This is a genomic window from Stenotrophomonas sp. STEN021, from assembly GCF_056760175.1.
Genome location: NZ_JBRREH010000003.1, coordinates 43,025 through 58,715, shown reverse-complemented (window position 1 = coordinate 58,715; position 15,691 = coordinate 43,025). Strand labels below are relative to the sequence as shown.

Sequence of the window (15,691 nt, the reverse complement as noted above, 5' to 3'; positions counted from 1 at the left end):
CGGTGTGTTAAACACCCCTGAACGTTACGTTCGTACTGCCACCTTGGTTTTGCGCGAGTCGTCCTTAAGCTTTGCCGAGTCTGGCCTCAACACTTCTGGCAGCTCCCGATACTGCGTTGCCGATGCACCAAAACGTGCACGAAACGCCCGTGCAAAGCTGCAGCAGTTGTCAAAACCGCTGGCGGAGGCCACTTCACCGATCATCATGTCGGTATCGCGCAACAGCATCGCTGCACGCTCCAGCCGCAGCCTTGCCGACAGCGACTGGGGACTCTCTTCATACAGACTCTGGAAGGTCTTGGACAGATACCAGCTGGAGAAATTGGTCAGCTCGGCCAGCTCACCAATGCGCACGACCCGGTGGCTATTGCCTTCCAGGTACATGCGTGCGCGCTGCATGCGACCAAACACCTGGCGCTTGCGGATGCGCGAACGGCCCGGGCAGCGCTGCACGGTGCCGGCAAGATCACGCTGCAGCGAGGCAAGGTGCAGCAGCAGGGGGCGCAACTGATGGACGGTCGCTCCCGGTGCCTGCGCCTCGCGCCATAGGCGCAACGCCAAGCGCGCCTCGCCCAGGCTCATGCGGCCACGACCGGTATAGACACTGCAGTCGGCCAGGGTGCCGAGCATGCGCAGTGCATCGGTATCCAGACTGATGCCGATGCACATGCCATCACGGCCCGCCTGGATCAGCGGACGCGATTCCTTTTCAAAAGCAATCCACTCGCGCTGGCGCAGACGGAACTTGCCTTCCTTGGATTCAACCCAGGCAGTGCCACGCAGCTGCAGCCACACGGTGAACACAGTGCCCGAGGTCTGCAGGCTGCCCAGCCGGGCCACGCCGACACAGGCTGGCCGCGGGCCGTCCTCCGCAGGCTTTTCGAACGATACCGACTGACCACGATCCACCCACGAAACCTGCCGCATGTCGCACACCATCGTTTGCTCTTATTGAGCGAACGTTTTGCCAACTTTGGCGAAGCGGGTCAGGAAAGTCCGCTTAGAATGCTGCGAATTCTTCCCGATAAGTCATACGAAAAATTTCCGAAACAATTTTTCCTTACGGCGACAACCACTTAGCCAGCCCCATCACCCGCCGCGGGGCACGTTGCGGAATACGCATCATCCCGATATCGGCATTGTCCGCAGCGACCAAGGCGACGAAAACCGCCTTGCCATCAGGAGCAAGACTCACGCCATTGCCCGCACTGAAACGGCTCGCATCCAGACACTGGCTGGTTCCATTTCCGGCAATGGCAGTAAGCCGGCTGCTGCAGTCGCGGCTGATGTCCAGGTATTCCACCGCACCATTGGCCGCCACCGCCCAAGTGCGGTACCGCCAGCGACTGGGCAACTCGGCGTGCACGGTCTTCATGCTGTCCGGTGCCAGGCTTGCCGCAACCTGCCACAGCCCGCCACTGGCCAATCGTGTGAAAAGGACCCGTTGCCCTGCCGCGTCGTAGCGCACCTGCGACACACCATCCAATGATGCCAGGCGCTTCCAGGGCTGCTGACTACGATCGAACAAGGTCAGCGTCATCCGCTCGTCGTCACCACGCTCCACCACCAGCAACGTATTGGCTGCAGGCCCATAAATCGCCTGCAACGGTTCACGCGCAGGCACCGGCAGCTTGCTCCAATGGCCTTCTTCGGGCGCCACCTCATAAATACCCGGCGCCCCATCCGCATCGCGGCCAGTCACCAGCAGACGCCGCCCGTCGCTGGACCAGTCCATCGGCTGGCGCGCCTCAGGGCGCAAGCCTTCGATCATCTGCAGGGATGCAGGTTCATTCAGGCGCGCCCACCACAGCGCAAACGCACCGGACCGGTCCGAGGTAAAGGCCAGCTGCGCACCATCAGGCGAGACCATCGGCTGGCCATCCCGCGCCGACGAAGCAAACAAGCGCTGTGGCGCACCGCCGCTGCCCAGCGGAATGCGGAACAAGCCGATCTGCGGCTGGCTGCGCATGAATGCCAGATTGCCACCGCCCCGGGACACCGCTGGACTCTGTGCGTTATCAATGCCCATGTCACGCAACGCCCGCGTGGCCACGTCCAACCGATACAGGCGTGCTTCGCTGTCGATGCGGCGGCCAAACACCATTTCATCCGACCCCAACCAGCTCCAGCCACGAATCTCGGCGGCTTCGTCGGTCAAACGCTGTGCATTGCTGCCATCGGCGTCCATCACCCACATATCCCCGACCTGGGGATTACGCACGAAGCCGATCTTTTTGCCGTCCGCCGAATAGCGCGGCGCATAGTCGAAATCGTCAGTGCCCATCTGGTACTGCAAAGACGACCAGCGTCCCGATGCCAGATCCAGACTGCGGATACCGCGGCTGGCGTAACGGCCGGTCATCGAGCCAAACAACAGGCTGGCACCGTCCGGCGCCCAGTCAAAGCTGAGCATGTCGGTACCATCGCAACGCGTGGCCCGACGCAGGCCAGTACCCGTAGCCGACACCACCAACACCTCACAATCGCCCTGCGGAAGGAAGCGCGCAAAGGCAATATTGCGGCCGTTGGGTGACCACACCGGGAAACGGTCCGATGCCCCCGCAGGTGGCACCAGCAGCGGCGTTGCGGTGGCATTGCTCACGCTCTGTATCCACAAGCTGGAGCTGTTGTCCTTTTCGCGGGCGAACACCACCAGCGCACCATCAGGCGAAAGCGAAGGATTGACCTCAACGCCTTCGCTTGCGGTGATCAAACGATAGGGACGTGCAGGGCTGCCCACCACCCGGTTGCCTTCGACAACCGTCGCATCAACCTGCAATGGCGCATCACGCCACAACAACCATGCCATTACCAAGGTACTGAGCAACAACACGATACCAATTGCCAACAAGCCATATCGACGCAGCTTGCGACGTTTGTTGCGTGCTGTTTCGCGTGCGTCTGCAGGTGCACAAGCCGTGTCCGGCACATCAACACGCTCGAACGCATCAACAGCCACGACATCTGCCCTTGACTCCCAGGCCACCGGGGCAAGCAACCGATAGCCGGTTTTGGCGATGGTCTCGATATAAGGCGCGGCCTCACCGGCCTCGGTTGCGGCAAACACCTTGCGCAGCTGGGTTACGGCCTGGGTCAGCACATCATTGGTCGGCATGGTGTCCGGCCAGACCTCGGCAAACAGTTCCTCGCGGGTCACCACCTGGCCTGGCTTGCGCGCAAGCGCCAACAACACGCCCACCGATTTGGGCGTGAGCCGCTGGGTTTTGTGTGTTCCTGGCAAGTGCACCTCACGAGAGGAAAGCACTACCAGACACTCACCGACGCGCAGTCGGTCAGAGCTAGGTTTTTCGGTGGGATTCGTTGCCATCGCGGTCTTTCAAAATCGCTGGCGGACACGCATCCTGTGTCCAGCTATCCGGGCCCATGCCCTTACAAGCCGCCAAATTCCGCAAAAGGCATCAACGCACAGAGCAAATGTTTTATCTGGAACAGATATTACTCTAACCAGGTTCCCCACGTGCCAAACGTGGACGACATCAGGCTCTCTCTCGCCGACGTAATTACATAATCAGCTACATGATTCGCGCCTTCTGGCGCGATTTTTTTATCTAGCGTTCAGTTTTCTCTGCCTTGTAGATGGTCAGGCCAACCAGCCGCGAAACCACCAATGCAACGTACATAACGCCCGCAAACTGCTCCAGCATCACCAAAGCACGTGCCTGCGGGTGCACGGGCACCACGTCACTCAGGCCCACCCCTGACAACAAGCTGAAGCTGAGATAAAGCAACTCGACCCAGCTCCTGAAATCGCCTTCGTTGGTGGCGACAAAACTGCCCGGATAGATGTGCTGGCACACTGAATAGGCAAACGCGAATGCCCAGGCCAGCAAGGTGAAGGTGGCGCCGGCGGCAAACAGCTCATCACGCGTGACCTTGTGATCCTGCAGCATGTAGGCGATCAGGCTGCAGGAGGTATAGAAGTACAGCAGGCTCTCGAATGCCTGCGCCACCGCGATCAGCGAATAGCGCCCCAACAAGGCACCGGCGATGGAGAACACCACCGCCGGGATCGCCAGGGTCAAGGCCAGCCACAACAGCAGCGGGCTGCGCCGCACCACCCATACCGCCAAGCCCAGCACCAGCATGCCGAACGCACCAAACAGCGCGCGCCCAGCCGGCATGTGCTCCATCGCCGGGTACAGCAATACCCCGAGCAACTGCACCCCCAGCAACCACGCCGAGGGGTGCCTGCGCGCGATCACGATCCACTTCAAGCGCAGCTGCATCTGCATCCCTTCATTGCCAGTGCCGAACGGGTAGTTGAACCGAGGCCCGCAGGCGCGGGACTCAGGGAGTAGTGCCAGCTGCCATCCCGGCGCGATACGGATAGGTGGCAAAGATCGCCGCCACCGCCGCATCGATCCGCTCGCCACGCTGCTCCGGCTTCAGCCGCCCCACCGTACCGACCGCAACGCCTTCCCAAACCAATTGCTTCTTCCGCGCATCCACCACGTCCACGTTCAAGGTGCCCTCGGTGTATTGGCGCACGTCGGTACGGTCACGCCAGTACGGCACGGCAACATAGCTGCGGGCGCGATAGCTGTAGTAATAGTCGTAATCCACTTCCGGCATCGTGGTGACCTGGGTCTTGTCCTGCAGGTAGGCGTTGAGGTTCACCCACAGGTCCGGATTGGCCTCATCGAAGCGATAACCACGCGACTCCATCTGCGTACGTACCGCGGCGCGGATGCGATTGCTGGTGATGGTGGTATAGCCGTGCTGCTCAAGCGCCAGCGGGCTGAAGAAGGCAAAGCTGCGGTAACGCGAAAAGTCGGCAGTAGGATCTGCCTGGCTGGCGACACGCGGGGTGCTGGCGCAGGCGCCCAGCAGGAGCAGCGTGGACAAGACGAACAGCAGAGAAACGAAGCGAAGTTTCATGGCCTACCCCTGTGGTGTGGACGGCTGCACGCTAGCACGTCTGTACCTGCGCTGGCGTCAAGCAGCGGCAGGGGCACCGGCATGGGTGCCCCGCCCCTGTCGCCGGTCTATTCGACGCGGTAGACCTGTGCGCCCTGCTCGCGGAACTGCGCTGACTTCTCGGCCATCCCCGCCGCCAGCGCCTGCGCCTCCTCCAGCCCCTGCTCGGCGGCGTATTCGCGCACATCCTGGGTGATCTTCATCGAACAGAAATGCGGACCGCACATCGAACAGAAGTGAGCCAGCTTGTGTGCATCCTTCGGCAGCGTCTCGTCATGGAATTCCTTGGCCTTCTCCGGGTCCAGACCGAGGTTGAACTGATCCTCCCAGCGGAACTCGAAGCGCGCCTTGCTCAAGGCGTTGTCGCGGACCTGCGCACCCGGATGGCCCTTGGCCAGATCAGCGGCGTGTGCGGCGATCTTGTACGCCATGATGCCGTCGCGCACGTCCTGCCGATTGGGCAGACCCAGGTGCTCCTTCGGCGTCACGTAGCAGAGCATCGCAGTGCCGTACCAGCCAATCATCGCTGCGCCGATCGCGCTGGTGATGTGGTCGTAGCCCGGGGCGATATCGGTGGTCAGTGGCCCAAGCGTATAGAACGGCGCTTCGCCGCACTCCTGCAGCTGCTTGTCCATGTTCTGCTTGATCAGCTGCATCGGCACATGGCCGGGGCCTTCAATGATGGTCTGCACATCATGCTTCCAGGCAATCTTTGTCAGCTCGCCCAGCGCTTCCAGTTCACCGAACTGCGCCGCATCGTTGGCATCGGCAATACAGCCCGGGCGCAGGCCATCACCGAGGCTGAAGGACACGTCATAGGCCTTCATGATCTGGCAGATGTCTTCAAAGTGCGTGTAAAGGAAGTTCTCCTTGTGATGTGCCAGGCACCACTTGGCCATGATCGAGCCGCCACGCGAGACGATGCCGGTAACCCGCTTTGCCGTCAGCGGCACATGCCGCAACAGCACGCCGGCGTGGATGGTGAAGTAGTCCACGCCCTGCTCGGCCTGCTCGATCAAGGTGTCGCGGAAGATCTCCCAGGTCAGCGCTTCGGCGCGACCATCGACCTTTTCCAGCGCCTGGTAGATCGGCACGGTGCCAATCGGCACCGGCGAGTTGCGCACGATCCACTCGCGTGTCTCATGGATGTGCTTGCCGGTGGACAGATCCATCACCGTATCGCCACCCCAACGGATCGCCCACACCAGCTTCTCCACTTCCTCTGCGATGCCGGACGACACCGCGCTGTTACCGATGTTGGCGTTGATCTTGGTGAGGAAGTTGCGGCCGATGATCATCGGCTCGCACTCGGGATGATTGATGTTGTTCGGCAACACCGCGCGACCGCGCGCGATTTCGTCACGTACGAACTCCGGAGTGATGATCTGCTGGATGCTGGCACCAAAGCTTTGCCCCGGATGCTGCGCGAGCAGGCCGGCATCACGCACCGCGTCCAGCCGCTGGTTCTCGCGGATGGCGACGTATTCCATCTCAGGGGTGACAATGCCACGGCGCGCGTAGTGCATCTGGGTGACATTGGCGGTGCCGATGGCACGCCGGGGCAGCGTGCGGCCGGGGAAACGTACGGCATCGAGTTTGGCATCGTGCTGACGGGCACGGCCGAACTCGGAACTGAGCCCGGCCAACTGCTCGGTATCGGCACGTTCTTCGATCCAGCGCGTACGCACCGCCGCCAAGCCCGCTGCCAGATCGATGGTGGCCTGCGGATCGGTGTAAGGACCAGAGGTGTCGTACACGGTAACCGGATGATTGTCCTCGCCGCCGAACAAGGTTGGCGTGCGGGTCAGCGCGATTTCGCGCATCGGCACCTGCAGGTCCGCGCGCGAGCCAGCGACGAAGATCTTGCGCGAACCTGGAATCGGCCGGGTCACCGACTCGGAGAGTTGCTGGGCCTGTTGCTGCAGGCTGGGCTGTGTATTCATTGGCATTCGTCCTGTCTGTCCGCACGCGGTGTGCGAAGGCCACGCGAGGGATTCGCATGACGGAACGAAGCGAAGGCGTACGCCAGCCGGCCCTGGCCCACTACGGGCACATCGACTGGCGGCACACGAAGCTTCCCTACGCCGGTATCAGCCGGATCAGGTTCGAAGGGTATGTCTCAACCGCGACCCAATGGTCACGGTACCCCCGCTTCGGGCGGCATTAGACCACAAACCGATAGCACTGGCGCAAGCCATGCCAGTGATGGCGCTAACGGAACACTGACGTCGCATTCAGTAGGATCGACAGGGGTAAACACGTTCTCCACCGATGGCGCGGAATCCGCGCCGACCGTATTGCAAGCCATGGCCTGCTTCCCTCCACCCCATGACCGGAGAAGCCTCGATGGTGTTCCGAATTTCCATCGCCCTGGTTGCCTTGCTGGTGCTGATCGCTGGCATCGCGCCCGGTCCCTTCAACGACGTGGTGCAGGCCGCACTGGCCCAGGTAGTTCGAGGCGCCGGCTGGATGTACCTGCTGATCGTGTTCCTGACACTCAGCTTCCTGCTGTACCTGGCCTTCGGCCGCTTTGGCAGCCTGCGTATTGGCGGCGAGGATGCCGAGCCTGATTTTTCCAATGCCAGCTGGCTGTCGATGCTGTTTTCGGCCGGCATGGGCATCGGACTGGTGTTCTGGGGCGCGGCCGAGCCGGTGTCACATTTCGTCACCCCGCCCGAAGGCCTGCCTGCGCAGAGCATGGACGCTGCGCGCGCATCCATGCGCTATGCATTCTTCCACTGGGGCCTGCATCCCTGGGCGATCTATGCACTGATCGGGCTGGCGATGGCCTGGTTCCAGTACAACCGCAATGGCCGCGGCCTGGTCAGCGACATGTTGCAGCCGATCATCGGCCGTCACCATCGCGGCTGGTTCGGCAAGCTGGTCAATATCGCCGCGGTAGTCGCCACCGCGATCGGTGTAGCCACCACACTGGGCTTTGGCACCATCCAGATCGCCGCCGGCCTGCAACGCGTCGTCGGGCTGCGTGCCGATGTGCCCTTGCAGCTGACCGTCATCGCCGTGGCCTTCGTGCTCTACATGTTGTCCACCAGCAGCGGCGTGGAGCGCGGCATCAAGTGGCTGTCCAACTTCAACCTGGCGTTGGCTGCGCTGCTGTTGGCCGCAGTGCTGGTGCTGGGCCCGACTGGTTTCATCTTCGATACCTTCACCACCACGCTGGGCTCCTACCTCAACCAACTGGTGACCATGAGCCTGCGCATGTCGCCGTTCTCCGGCAGCACCTGGGTTGCGGACTGGACCATTTTCTACTGGGCCTGGTGGATTGCCTGGGCACCGTTCGTCGGCTCGTTCATTGCCCGCGTATCGCGCGGTCGCAGTGTGCGCGAGTTCGTGGTCGGCGTGGTGCTGGCCCCCACCCTGCTCGGTTTCCTGTGGTTCTCCGTATTCGGCGGCACCGCGCTATGGACGCAGCTGTTCGGCCACACCGACCTGGTGCTGGCGCTGGGCAATGGCTATGAGACGGTGCTGTTCACCCTGTTTGACAGCCTGCCGGCGTCGCTGCTGCTGTCAGTACTGGCGCTGGTCCTGCTGATGATCTTCTTTGTCACCTCAGCCGATTCTGCGGTGCTGGTACTGGCCAGCATGTCCACCGACGATGCTGGCGACCCGCCCTTGTCGCGCAAGCTGGTATGGGGGGTGGCCATTGCGTTGATCGCGGCGGTGCTGCTGCTGGCAGGCGGGCTGGAAGCACTGCAGGGTATGATCACCATTGCGGCGCTGCCCTTCGCGTTGTTGATGGTGCTGGTGATGGTATCGCTGTACCGCATACTGGACGCCGAGCACAACCGCCAGCGTCGGCTCGCGCAGCGCGCACGGCACATGATGGAGGCATGGATCGAGCGCGAGCAGGCGGCACAGGAAGAAGCACGTGCAGTCACTGAGCATTCGCCAGGTCTGGACAAGTAGGCGGGAGCTGCGGGAGCTGTGAATTGCCGCGGCGCATCTGGCTGGCTTCGCATCCAGCTGCACAATGTGGCTGAACAATTGGGTGGTAAGGACGGCAGCGAAGAGCTCCCCTTCCCCAACCCTCCCCTTCGCTGCGCGAAAGGGAGGGGGCCGTTCTTGGCGATCTACAAGATGGCGACGGAGCCGCTTCTACCCCCTCCCTTTCGCGCAGCGAAGGGGAGGGTTGGGGAGGGGTGCTTTGGCTTTGGCTTTGGCTTTGGCTTTGGCCCTGCTACAACCACAAGAAGCAAAGATCAGTACCCCGCCGCCTGCCCGTCCTTGCGGCTCTCCGAAGCGCCGTAGTAAACGCCGCTTTCCGGGTCACGCATGATCGCCTGATAACCACCATAAGGGCCATCGGCAAACACCACGCGATGCCCCTTGCGCATCAAACTGCGTACCGTCTCGTAGGAAAACCCGGTTTCCAGATTGACCTCGCCACCATCACGCATCGCCGTGGCCCGCCCGGTCGGCTCGGTCGAACCCTCATGCTGGATACGCGGCGCATCGCCAGCCTCCTGCAGGTTCATGCCGAAATCCACCAGGTTCATCACGATCTGCGCATGCCCTTGCGGCTGCATCGCACCGCCCATCACGCCAAAGCTGGCGAACGGCTTGCCGTCCTTGGTGATGAAGGCCGGGATGATGGTCTGGAACGGACGCTTGCCCGGCGCATAGCCGTTGGGATGGTCTTTCTGCAGTACGAACATCTCGCCGCGATCCTGCAGGATGAAACCCAGGCCCGGCGGCGCCATGCCGCTACCCATGCCGCGATAGTTGGATTGGATCAATGACACCATCATGCCGTCGGCATCGGCCACGGTCATGTAGATGGTGTCGCCCTCCTCCAGCTGCCTGGGCGTGCCCGGCTGCACTTCCTTCAAGGCCTTGTCCATCGAGATCAGCGCACGGCGCTGTGCGGCGTACTCTTTGGATATCAGCCGCTGTACCGGCGCCGGCGAAAATGCCGGGTCCGCATAGAAGCGGGCGCGATCGGCGAACGCCAGCTTCTTGGCTTCGACAAACAGATGGATGTGCTCTGCCGAGCCAAAGGGGATATTCGAGAAATCGTAGCCTTCCAATACATTGAGAATCTGCAGCGCGGCGATGCCCTGGCTGTTGGGCGGCAGCTCCCACACGTCGTAGCCGCGGTAGTTGCTGCTGACCGGCTCGACCCACTCACCTTGGTGCGCAGCCATGTCCTCGTAGCTCAGGTAGCCGCCATTGGCCTTGAAGTAGTCGCCAATGCTGCTGGCGACGTCGCCTTTGTAGAACGCATCGCGACCGCCATCGGCAATCCGCTGCAAGGTGTTGGCAAGGTTCGGGTTGCGCCACATCTGCCCCTTGCGCGGCGCGTGCCCATCAATGGTGAACTGTTCCTTGAAGCCCGGATACTGCGACAACTTGGGCACCGAGCGATCCCAGTAATAGGCAATCACCTCCGACACCGGATGCCCTGCGCGCGCATAGGCGATTGCCGGTGCCAGATTCTCCGCCATCGGCTTGCGCCCGAAGCGTTCGTGCAAGGCGAACCAGCCATCCACCGCGCCAGGCACCGACACCGGCAGCGGCCCGGTCGCTGGAATTTCCTTCAGGCCGCGCCGCTGCAACTCGGCCAGCGTCAGCGAACGCGGAGAACGGCCCGAACCGTTGTAACCATGGAGCTTCTGCGTCTTCGGGTCCCAGACAATCGCGAACAGATCGCCGCCAATACCGTTGCCGGTGGGCTCCATCAAGCCCAGGGCAGCATTTGCGGCGATGGCTGCGTCCACCGCCGAACCACCCGCCTTCATCACGTCAAGCGCGATCTGCGTGGCCAACGGCTGCGACGTGGCCGCCATCGCATGTGGCGCGATGACTTCCGAACGGGTGGCAAATTCATGACCGGTCAGACGGTCTGCAGCAAGCGTCGTTACCGACGCCGTGGATAGAGCAAGCAACAACGCGGTACGCAGCATGGCGGACAACCAGCAAGGGAATGCTTGGACGATAGCCCAGCCCCCGCGCTGACGCACGCCTTGCGCATGTGCTTCGTACAACGCTCGCCCTCGCCCAGGCGTTCAAGCCAGCCGAGCAGGGCTCGCCGGCATCGGACTGTCTTTGCGGGAGCGGCGTCAGCCGCGAAGCAAGGAGATCTTCAGATGAGGAGGTTTGGGCAAGCTCAGCTTCGTGGCTGACGCCGCTCCCACAGAAAAACAGCCTGCTCGCAGATCACCACGGGCAACTCAGCCCTAGATCCGCGCAGACGCCATTGCAATCAATCCGGCTGCCTCATGCCCACCGCTGGCCCCACCACTGATCTGCTCAAGCAGGCCACGCGTCTCCTGGCCAGGATGCAAGCCCAGTTCCTGCTGGAGTGTCGATTCGAATCGCTGGTAGACCTTCAAGGCCGCACCATGCATGCCGGTACCGGCATGGGCGCGCATCACCCGTCGGGTATGCACTTCATTCCATGGATCGCGCTGACTCAAGGCATTGGCCAGCTGCACCGCCGGCTCCCAACGGGCGGCTTCCAGCATTTCATCGCAGCAGTGTGCCGCCGCATCGATCAGCTGCGCGTCCAGCAATTGCCGGGTGCTCGCCAGCCAGCTCTGGAAGTTGGAATCGGCAATGTCCTCCATTCCATCCAGGAACACCCGCTGCTCGGCCATCAGATGGACCGACTCACACGGCGTCTGCTGCAGCAGATCGACATCGAACAGTGGCTCACTGCCGCGCATCAGACCAACCGCAGAGCGCTCGATGCGCAGGATGCCCTGCCCCAAAACCAAGGTGCAGAAGCGATTGAGGTTGCTCAGCACCTGGCGCAGGTTGGTCAGTGCGCTGGTCTCACCCAGGTTTGGCCACAACAAGGCCGCCAGCGCTGCCCGCGAATGCATGCGGTTGGACTCGATCGCCAGGTAGCCGAGCAGGGTCCAACCCTTCCGGTAGATCAGCGGTGCAGGCAGCCCCCCTCCCTGGCCCATCAGCTGCACCAGACCTGGCGTCGGCTCGCCGCGGGGTCCGTCACAGCGGTGCCCGCCTGCACACGTGATGTGCTGTCCTGTTAACTGCATCATGGCTTCCTTCCTCCGGCCGGCCCAGAAAAGAGCCTCTTACTTCCTAAACCGGCAAAAGCGGCGCAATCCAATCACCCCCCGGACAAAATTTCTCTCCCGCGCCAATCCAAACCGCCGGATTGGCCCGAATCCGCGCAATCCAGCCTCAGTGGACGCTCGTACGTGTAGGTTTCAGCCGCAACCATGCCGCCACGACGGGGCTTACGCAGCGAAACCAGAAAATCACACCTGCAAGCGTTGACACGCACCTGCCTGCGGTGGTTATCTCGACTGATGCTGCAACGCCACAACACCACCGCCAACTCGCCTTCGACCCCGGCTCACGCCGCGGCGTCGCTGCTTGTACTCGTACTTATTACCGAACCTACAGGGGCGGGGCGAGCTGGCGCGTAGCAGAAAATGCCAGATTCGAACAAAGACCCCGCACCGGCCCCGGCGCGGGGTTTTTCGTTTCCAGCTTCTATTTCATCTGAAACCATGTATCCGACCCCAGACACCTTCAACAAACACACCGTCAACGCCGCCTGCTGCAGCGCTGCGGCCTGCATGGTGTCTGCCCCGCCCGCCCCGGCCGCTGCGTCCTGACGCAACGGCCGTTTTTATTTCTGCCTGACTCTCTTCATTGCAAGGAAACCAAGCACCATGAGCACCAACGAACTGCCCCAGATCAAAATCGCCGTCGTCGGTTACGGCAGCCAGGGCCGCGCCCATGCCATGAACCTGCGTGAATCCGGCTTCGACGTGGTTGTCGGCCTGCGCGCTGGCGGCCCCACCGAGGTCAAGGCGCAGGCCGATGGCTTCACCGTCAAGAGCCCGGCCGAAGCAGTCAAGGACGCCGACCTGGTCGCCGTGCTGACCCCGGACATGGTGCAGAAGAAACTGTACAACGAGGTGCTGGCCCCGAACATGAAGCAGGGCGCCTGCCTGCTGTTCGCGCACGGCCTGAACGTGCATTTCGGCATGATCGAGCCGCGCGCCGACCTGGACGTGGTGCTGGTCGCGCCGAAGGGCCCGGGCGCACTGGTGCGTCGCGAATATGAAATCGGCCGCGGTGTGCCGTGCATCTACGCGGTCTACCAGGACAAGAGCGGCAAGGCCGAGCAGTTCGCGCTGGCCTATGCCGCCGGCTTGGGCGGCGCCCGCGCCAACATCATCAAGACCACCTTCAAGGAAGAGACCGAAACCGATCTGTTCGGCGAGCAGGCCGTGCTGTGCGGTGGCGCGTCCTCGCTGGTCCAGGCCGGCTTTGAAACCCTGGTCGAAGCCGGCTACCAGCCGGAAATCGCCTACTACGAAGTACTGCACGAACTGAAGCTGATCGTCGACCTGTTCTACGAAGGCGGCATCACCCGCATGCTGGAGTTCATCTCCGAGACCGCCCAGTACGGCGATTTCGTCAGCGGCCCGCGCGTCATCGATGCCTCGGTGAAGGCACGCATGAAGGACGTGCTGACCGACATCCAGAACGGCACCTTCACCAGGAACTGGGAAGCCGAGTACGACGCCGGTCTGCCGAACTACAAGAAGTTCCAGCAGGCCGACATGGAACACCCGATCGAAAAGGTTGGCAAGGAACTGCGCGCCAAGATGGTTTGGCTGCAAGGTCAGACTGCGTAATCCGCGGTCCCCCACCCGCAACTGGCAAAGGTCGCTGCATGAACACATCCACCCCCGGTGCGCCCCGTAACGGCGCACGCTGGCTGACGCAGGCTCTGGAAGCCGAAGGCGTGCAAACGCTGTTCGGCTACCCGGGCGGCACCATCATGCCGTTCTACGACGCATTGGTGGACTCCAGCCTCAAGCACATCCTGGTACGACACGAGCAGGGCGCCGCATTGGCCGCCAATGGCTATGCCCGCGCAAGCGGCAAGGTAGGCGTATGCGTGGCCACCTCCGGCCCGGGTGCGTCCAACCTGGTCACCGGCATCGCCGACGCCATGCTCGACTCGGTACCGATGGTGTGCCTGACCGGTCAGGTCGCTACCCCGCTGCTGGGTACCGATGCGTTCCAGGAACTGGATGTGTTCGGCATGACCCTGCCGATCGTCAAGCACAGCTGGCTGGTGCGCAGCGTTGATGAGCTGCCACACGTGGTTGCCGAAGCCTTCCGTGTCGCCCGCGAAGGGCGGCCCGGTCCGGTGCTGATCGACCTGCCCAAGGACGTGCAGCTGGGCGATGCCTCGCACCTGCCCGAGCACGTGCCGGCTTCGGTGGATCCGGTGCCGGCGCCGTCTGCCGAGCGGCTGGCTGCCGCGGTGGAAATGATTGCCGCTGCCGAAAAGCCGGTCATCTATGGCGGTGGCGGCATCGGCCTGGCTGATGCGGTCGGCGAGTTCCGCCACTTCGTCGAAAGCTCGGGCATCCCGACCGTGCTGACCCTGCGCGGCCTGGGTGCATTGCCAGCCAATCATCCGCAATACCTGGGCATGCTGGGCATGCACGGCACCCGCGCCGCCAACATGGCGGTGCAGGAGTCGGACCTGCTGATCGTGGTCGGCGCGCGCTTCGATGACCGTGCCACCGGCAAGCTGGCCGAGTTCGCCCCGTTCGCCCGCGTCATCCACCTGGATGCCGATGCCTACGAGATCTCCAAGCTGCGCGCGGTCGACATCGCCATTCCCGGCGATGTCAAAGCCGGCCTGCAGGCACTGACCAGCATCCGCAGCAGCTGCAACAGCTGGCGCGCACGCTGTGCCGCCAACCGCGAAAAATTCGCCGCCCGCTATGACGCACCCGGCCACGACATCTACGCCCCAGCGCTGCTGAAGCGGCTGAGCGAAGTGGCACCGCCGGATACCGTGATCGCCTGTGATGTCGGCCAACACCAGATGTGGGTTGCTCAGCACTGTCGCTTCAATCACCCGCGTAATCACCTGACCTCCGGCGCGCTGGGCACGATGGGCTTCGGCCTGCCGGCAGCGATGGGCGCGCAGTTCGCCTGCCCCGATCGCACCGTGGTGCTGGTCTCCGGTGATGGCAGCTTCATGATGAACGTGCAGGAGCTGGCCACCATCGCCCGCTGTCGCCTGCCGGTGAAGATCGTGCTGCTGGACAACTCCTCGCTGGGCATGGTCCGCCAGTGGCAGGAGCTGTTCTTCGCCGAGCGTTACAGCGAGATCGACCTGTCCGACAACCCGGATTTCGCAGCGCTGGTGCAGGTATTCGGCATCCCCGCCACCCGCATCACCCAGCGCGCGCAGGTTGAAGATGCACTGGCCGCCATGCTGGATACGCCCGGCCCGGCGTTCCTGCACGTGTCCATCGATGCACGCGCCAACGTGTGGCCGCTGGTGCCACCCAACAACGCCAACAGCACCATGCTGGACAGCAACCCAGCCCATGCCAAGGCAGTGCAGGAGAGTTCCAATGCAATACCGGCTTGACCTGGTGCTGAAGCCTGCCGAAGGCGCGCTGGTGCGCGTGATCGGCATGGTCGAACGGCGCGGCTTCGCCCCCAGCAACATCGCCGGCAATCGCAATGCCGACGATGCCGGCCGCTGGCACGTGCAGATGGACATCCATGGCACGCGCCCGCCGGAAACCCTGTGCCATCAGCTGCAGAAGGTCTACGACTGCGAATCCGTGCAGCTGGTACCGGTAGCAGGTGCCAGCGTATGAGCAGCGACGTAAGTGGCGTACCGGTAGTACGCCGCCACAAGCAACGGAGGCGTCTTCTTCAACGCGAACAGTCGACAGCTGGTTCGCTTGTATCCGGTGACGGCCACGTA

General features: G+C 62.8%; 11 protein-coding genes and 1 riboswitch. Of the genes, 4 read left to right on the top strand and 7 right to left on the bottom strand.

All coding sequences use genetic code 11. The annotated features are described in order from the left end of the window. Positions 1 to 24: 24 nt before the first annotated feature. The 5 genes from ACVOL0_RS01260 to thiC all read right to left on the bottom strand — a co-directional run bounded on the left by ACVOL0_RS01260 (position 25) and on the right by thiC (position 6,881). Positions 25 to 927 carry a helix-turn-helix transcriptional regulator gene (locus ACVOL0_RS01260; RefSeq protein ID WP_481547529.1) on the bottom strand — a complete coding sequence of 301 codons (903 nt, stop codon included), beginning with the start codon at positions 925 to 927 and terminating at the stop codon, positions 25 to 27. Positions 928 to 1,060: 133 nt separating this feature from the next. Next, entirely contained in the window at positions 1,061 to 3,328 is a 2,268-nt protein-coding gene (locus tag ACVOL0_RS01255) for a winged helix-turn-helix domain-containing protein (protein WP_481547528.1), read from the bottom strand. A gap of 241 nt (positions 3,329 to 3,569) precedes the next feature. Next, positions 3,570 to 4,253: an ion channel gene (locus ACVOL0_RS01250; protein ID WP_481547527.1), complete on the bottom strand. Its 684-nt coding sequence runs from the start codon at positions 4,251 to 4,253 to the stop codon at positions 3,570 to 3,572. Between the two features lie 55 nt (positions 4,254 to 4,308). Further along, on the bottom strand, positions 4,309 to 4,899 hold the full coding sequence (locus ACVOL0_RS01245) for a DUF4136 domain-containing protein (protein WP_481547526.1): 591 nt from the start codon (positions 4,897 to 4,899) through the stop codon (positions 4,309 to 4,311). Positions 4,900 to 5,006: 107 nt separating this feature from the next. Beyond that, entirely contained in the window at positions 5,007 to 6,881 is a 1,875-nt protein-coding gene (gene thiC / locus ACVOL0_RS01240; RefSeq protein ID WP_481547525.1) for a phosphomethylpyrimidine synthase ThiC, read from the bottom strand. A 115-nt stretch (positions 6,882 to 6,996) separates the two neighbouring features. Beyond that, positions 6,997 to 7,098: riboswitch (TPP riboswitch) on the bottom strand. Positions 7,099 to 7,284: 186 nt separating this feature from the next. On the opposite strand from thiC, the gene ACVOL0_RS01235 reads away from it, so the two are divergent. After that, positions 7,285 to 8,865, top strand: a complete 1,581-nt coding sequence (locus tag ACVOL0_RS01235; protein WP_481547524.1) for a BCCT family transporter — start codon at positions 7,285 to 7,287, stop codon at positions 8,863 to 8,865. Between the two features lie 293 nt (positions 8,866 to 9,158). On the opposite strand, the gene ggt is transcribed toward ACVOL0_RS01235, so the two are convergent. After that, complete coding sequence (gene ggt, locus ACVOL0_RS01230) at positions 9,159 to 10,862, bottom strand: gamma-glutamyltransferase (RefSeq protein WP_481547523.1); 1,704 nt, start codon at positions 10,860 to 10,862, stop codon at positions 9,159 to 9,161. A 273-nt stretch (positions 10,863 to 11,135) separates the two neighbouring features. Beyond that, positions 11,136 to 11,870, bottom strand: coding sequence for an AfsR/SARP family transcriptional regulator (locus tag ACVOL0_RS01225; protein WP_481547522.1), 735 nt, complete (start codon positions 11,868 to 11,870; stop codon positions 11,136 to 11,138). A gap of 735 nt (positions 11,871 to 12,605) precedes the next feature. Between ACVOL0_RS01225 and ilvC the strand changes: the two genes are divergently transcribed. From ilvC to ACVOL0_RS01210, 3 genes are read left to right on the top strand one after another with little or no spacing between them, the layout of a single operon-like run. After that, entirely contained in the window at positions 12,606 to 13,580 is a 975-nt protein-coding gene (ilvC, locus tag ACVOL0_RS01220) for a ketol-acid reductoisomerase (protein WP_481547521.1), read from the top strand. A 38-nt stretch (positions 13,581 to 13,618) separates the two neighbouring features. Next, complete coding sequence (gene ilvG, locus ACVOL0_RS01215) at positions 13,619 to 15,346, top strand: acetolactate synthase 2 catalytic subunit (RefSeq protein WP_481547520.1); 1,728 nt, start codon at positions 13,619 to 13,621, stop codon at positions 15,344 to 15,346. Beyond that, positions 15,330 to 15,581 (top strand): ACT domain-containing protein, encoded by a 252-nt coding sequence (locus ACVOL0_RS01210; protein ID WP_313173550.1) that lies wholly within the window; start codon positions 15,330 to 15,332, stop codon positions 15,579 to 15,581. Before ilvG ends, ACVOL0_RS01210 begins: the two co-directional genes overlap by 17 nt. Positions 15,582 to 15,691 lie beyond the last annotated feature (110 nt).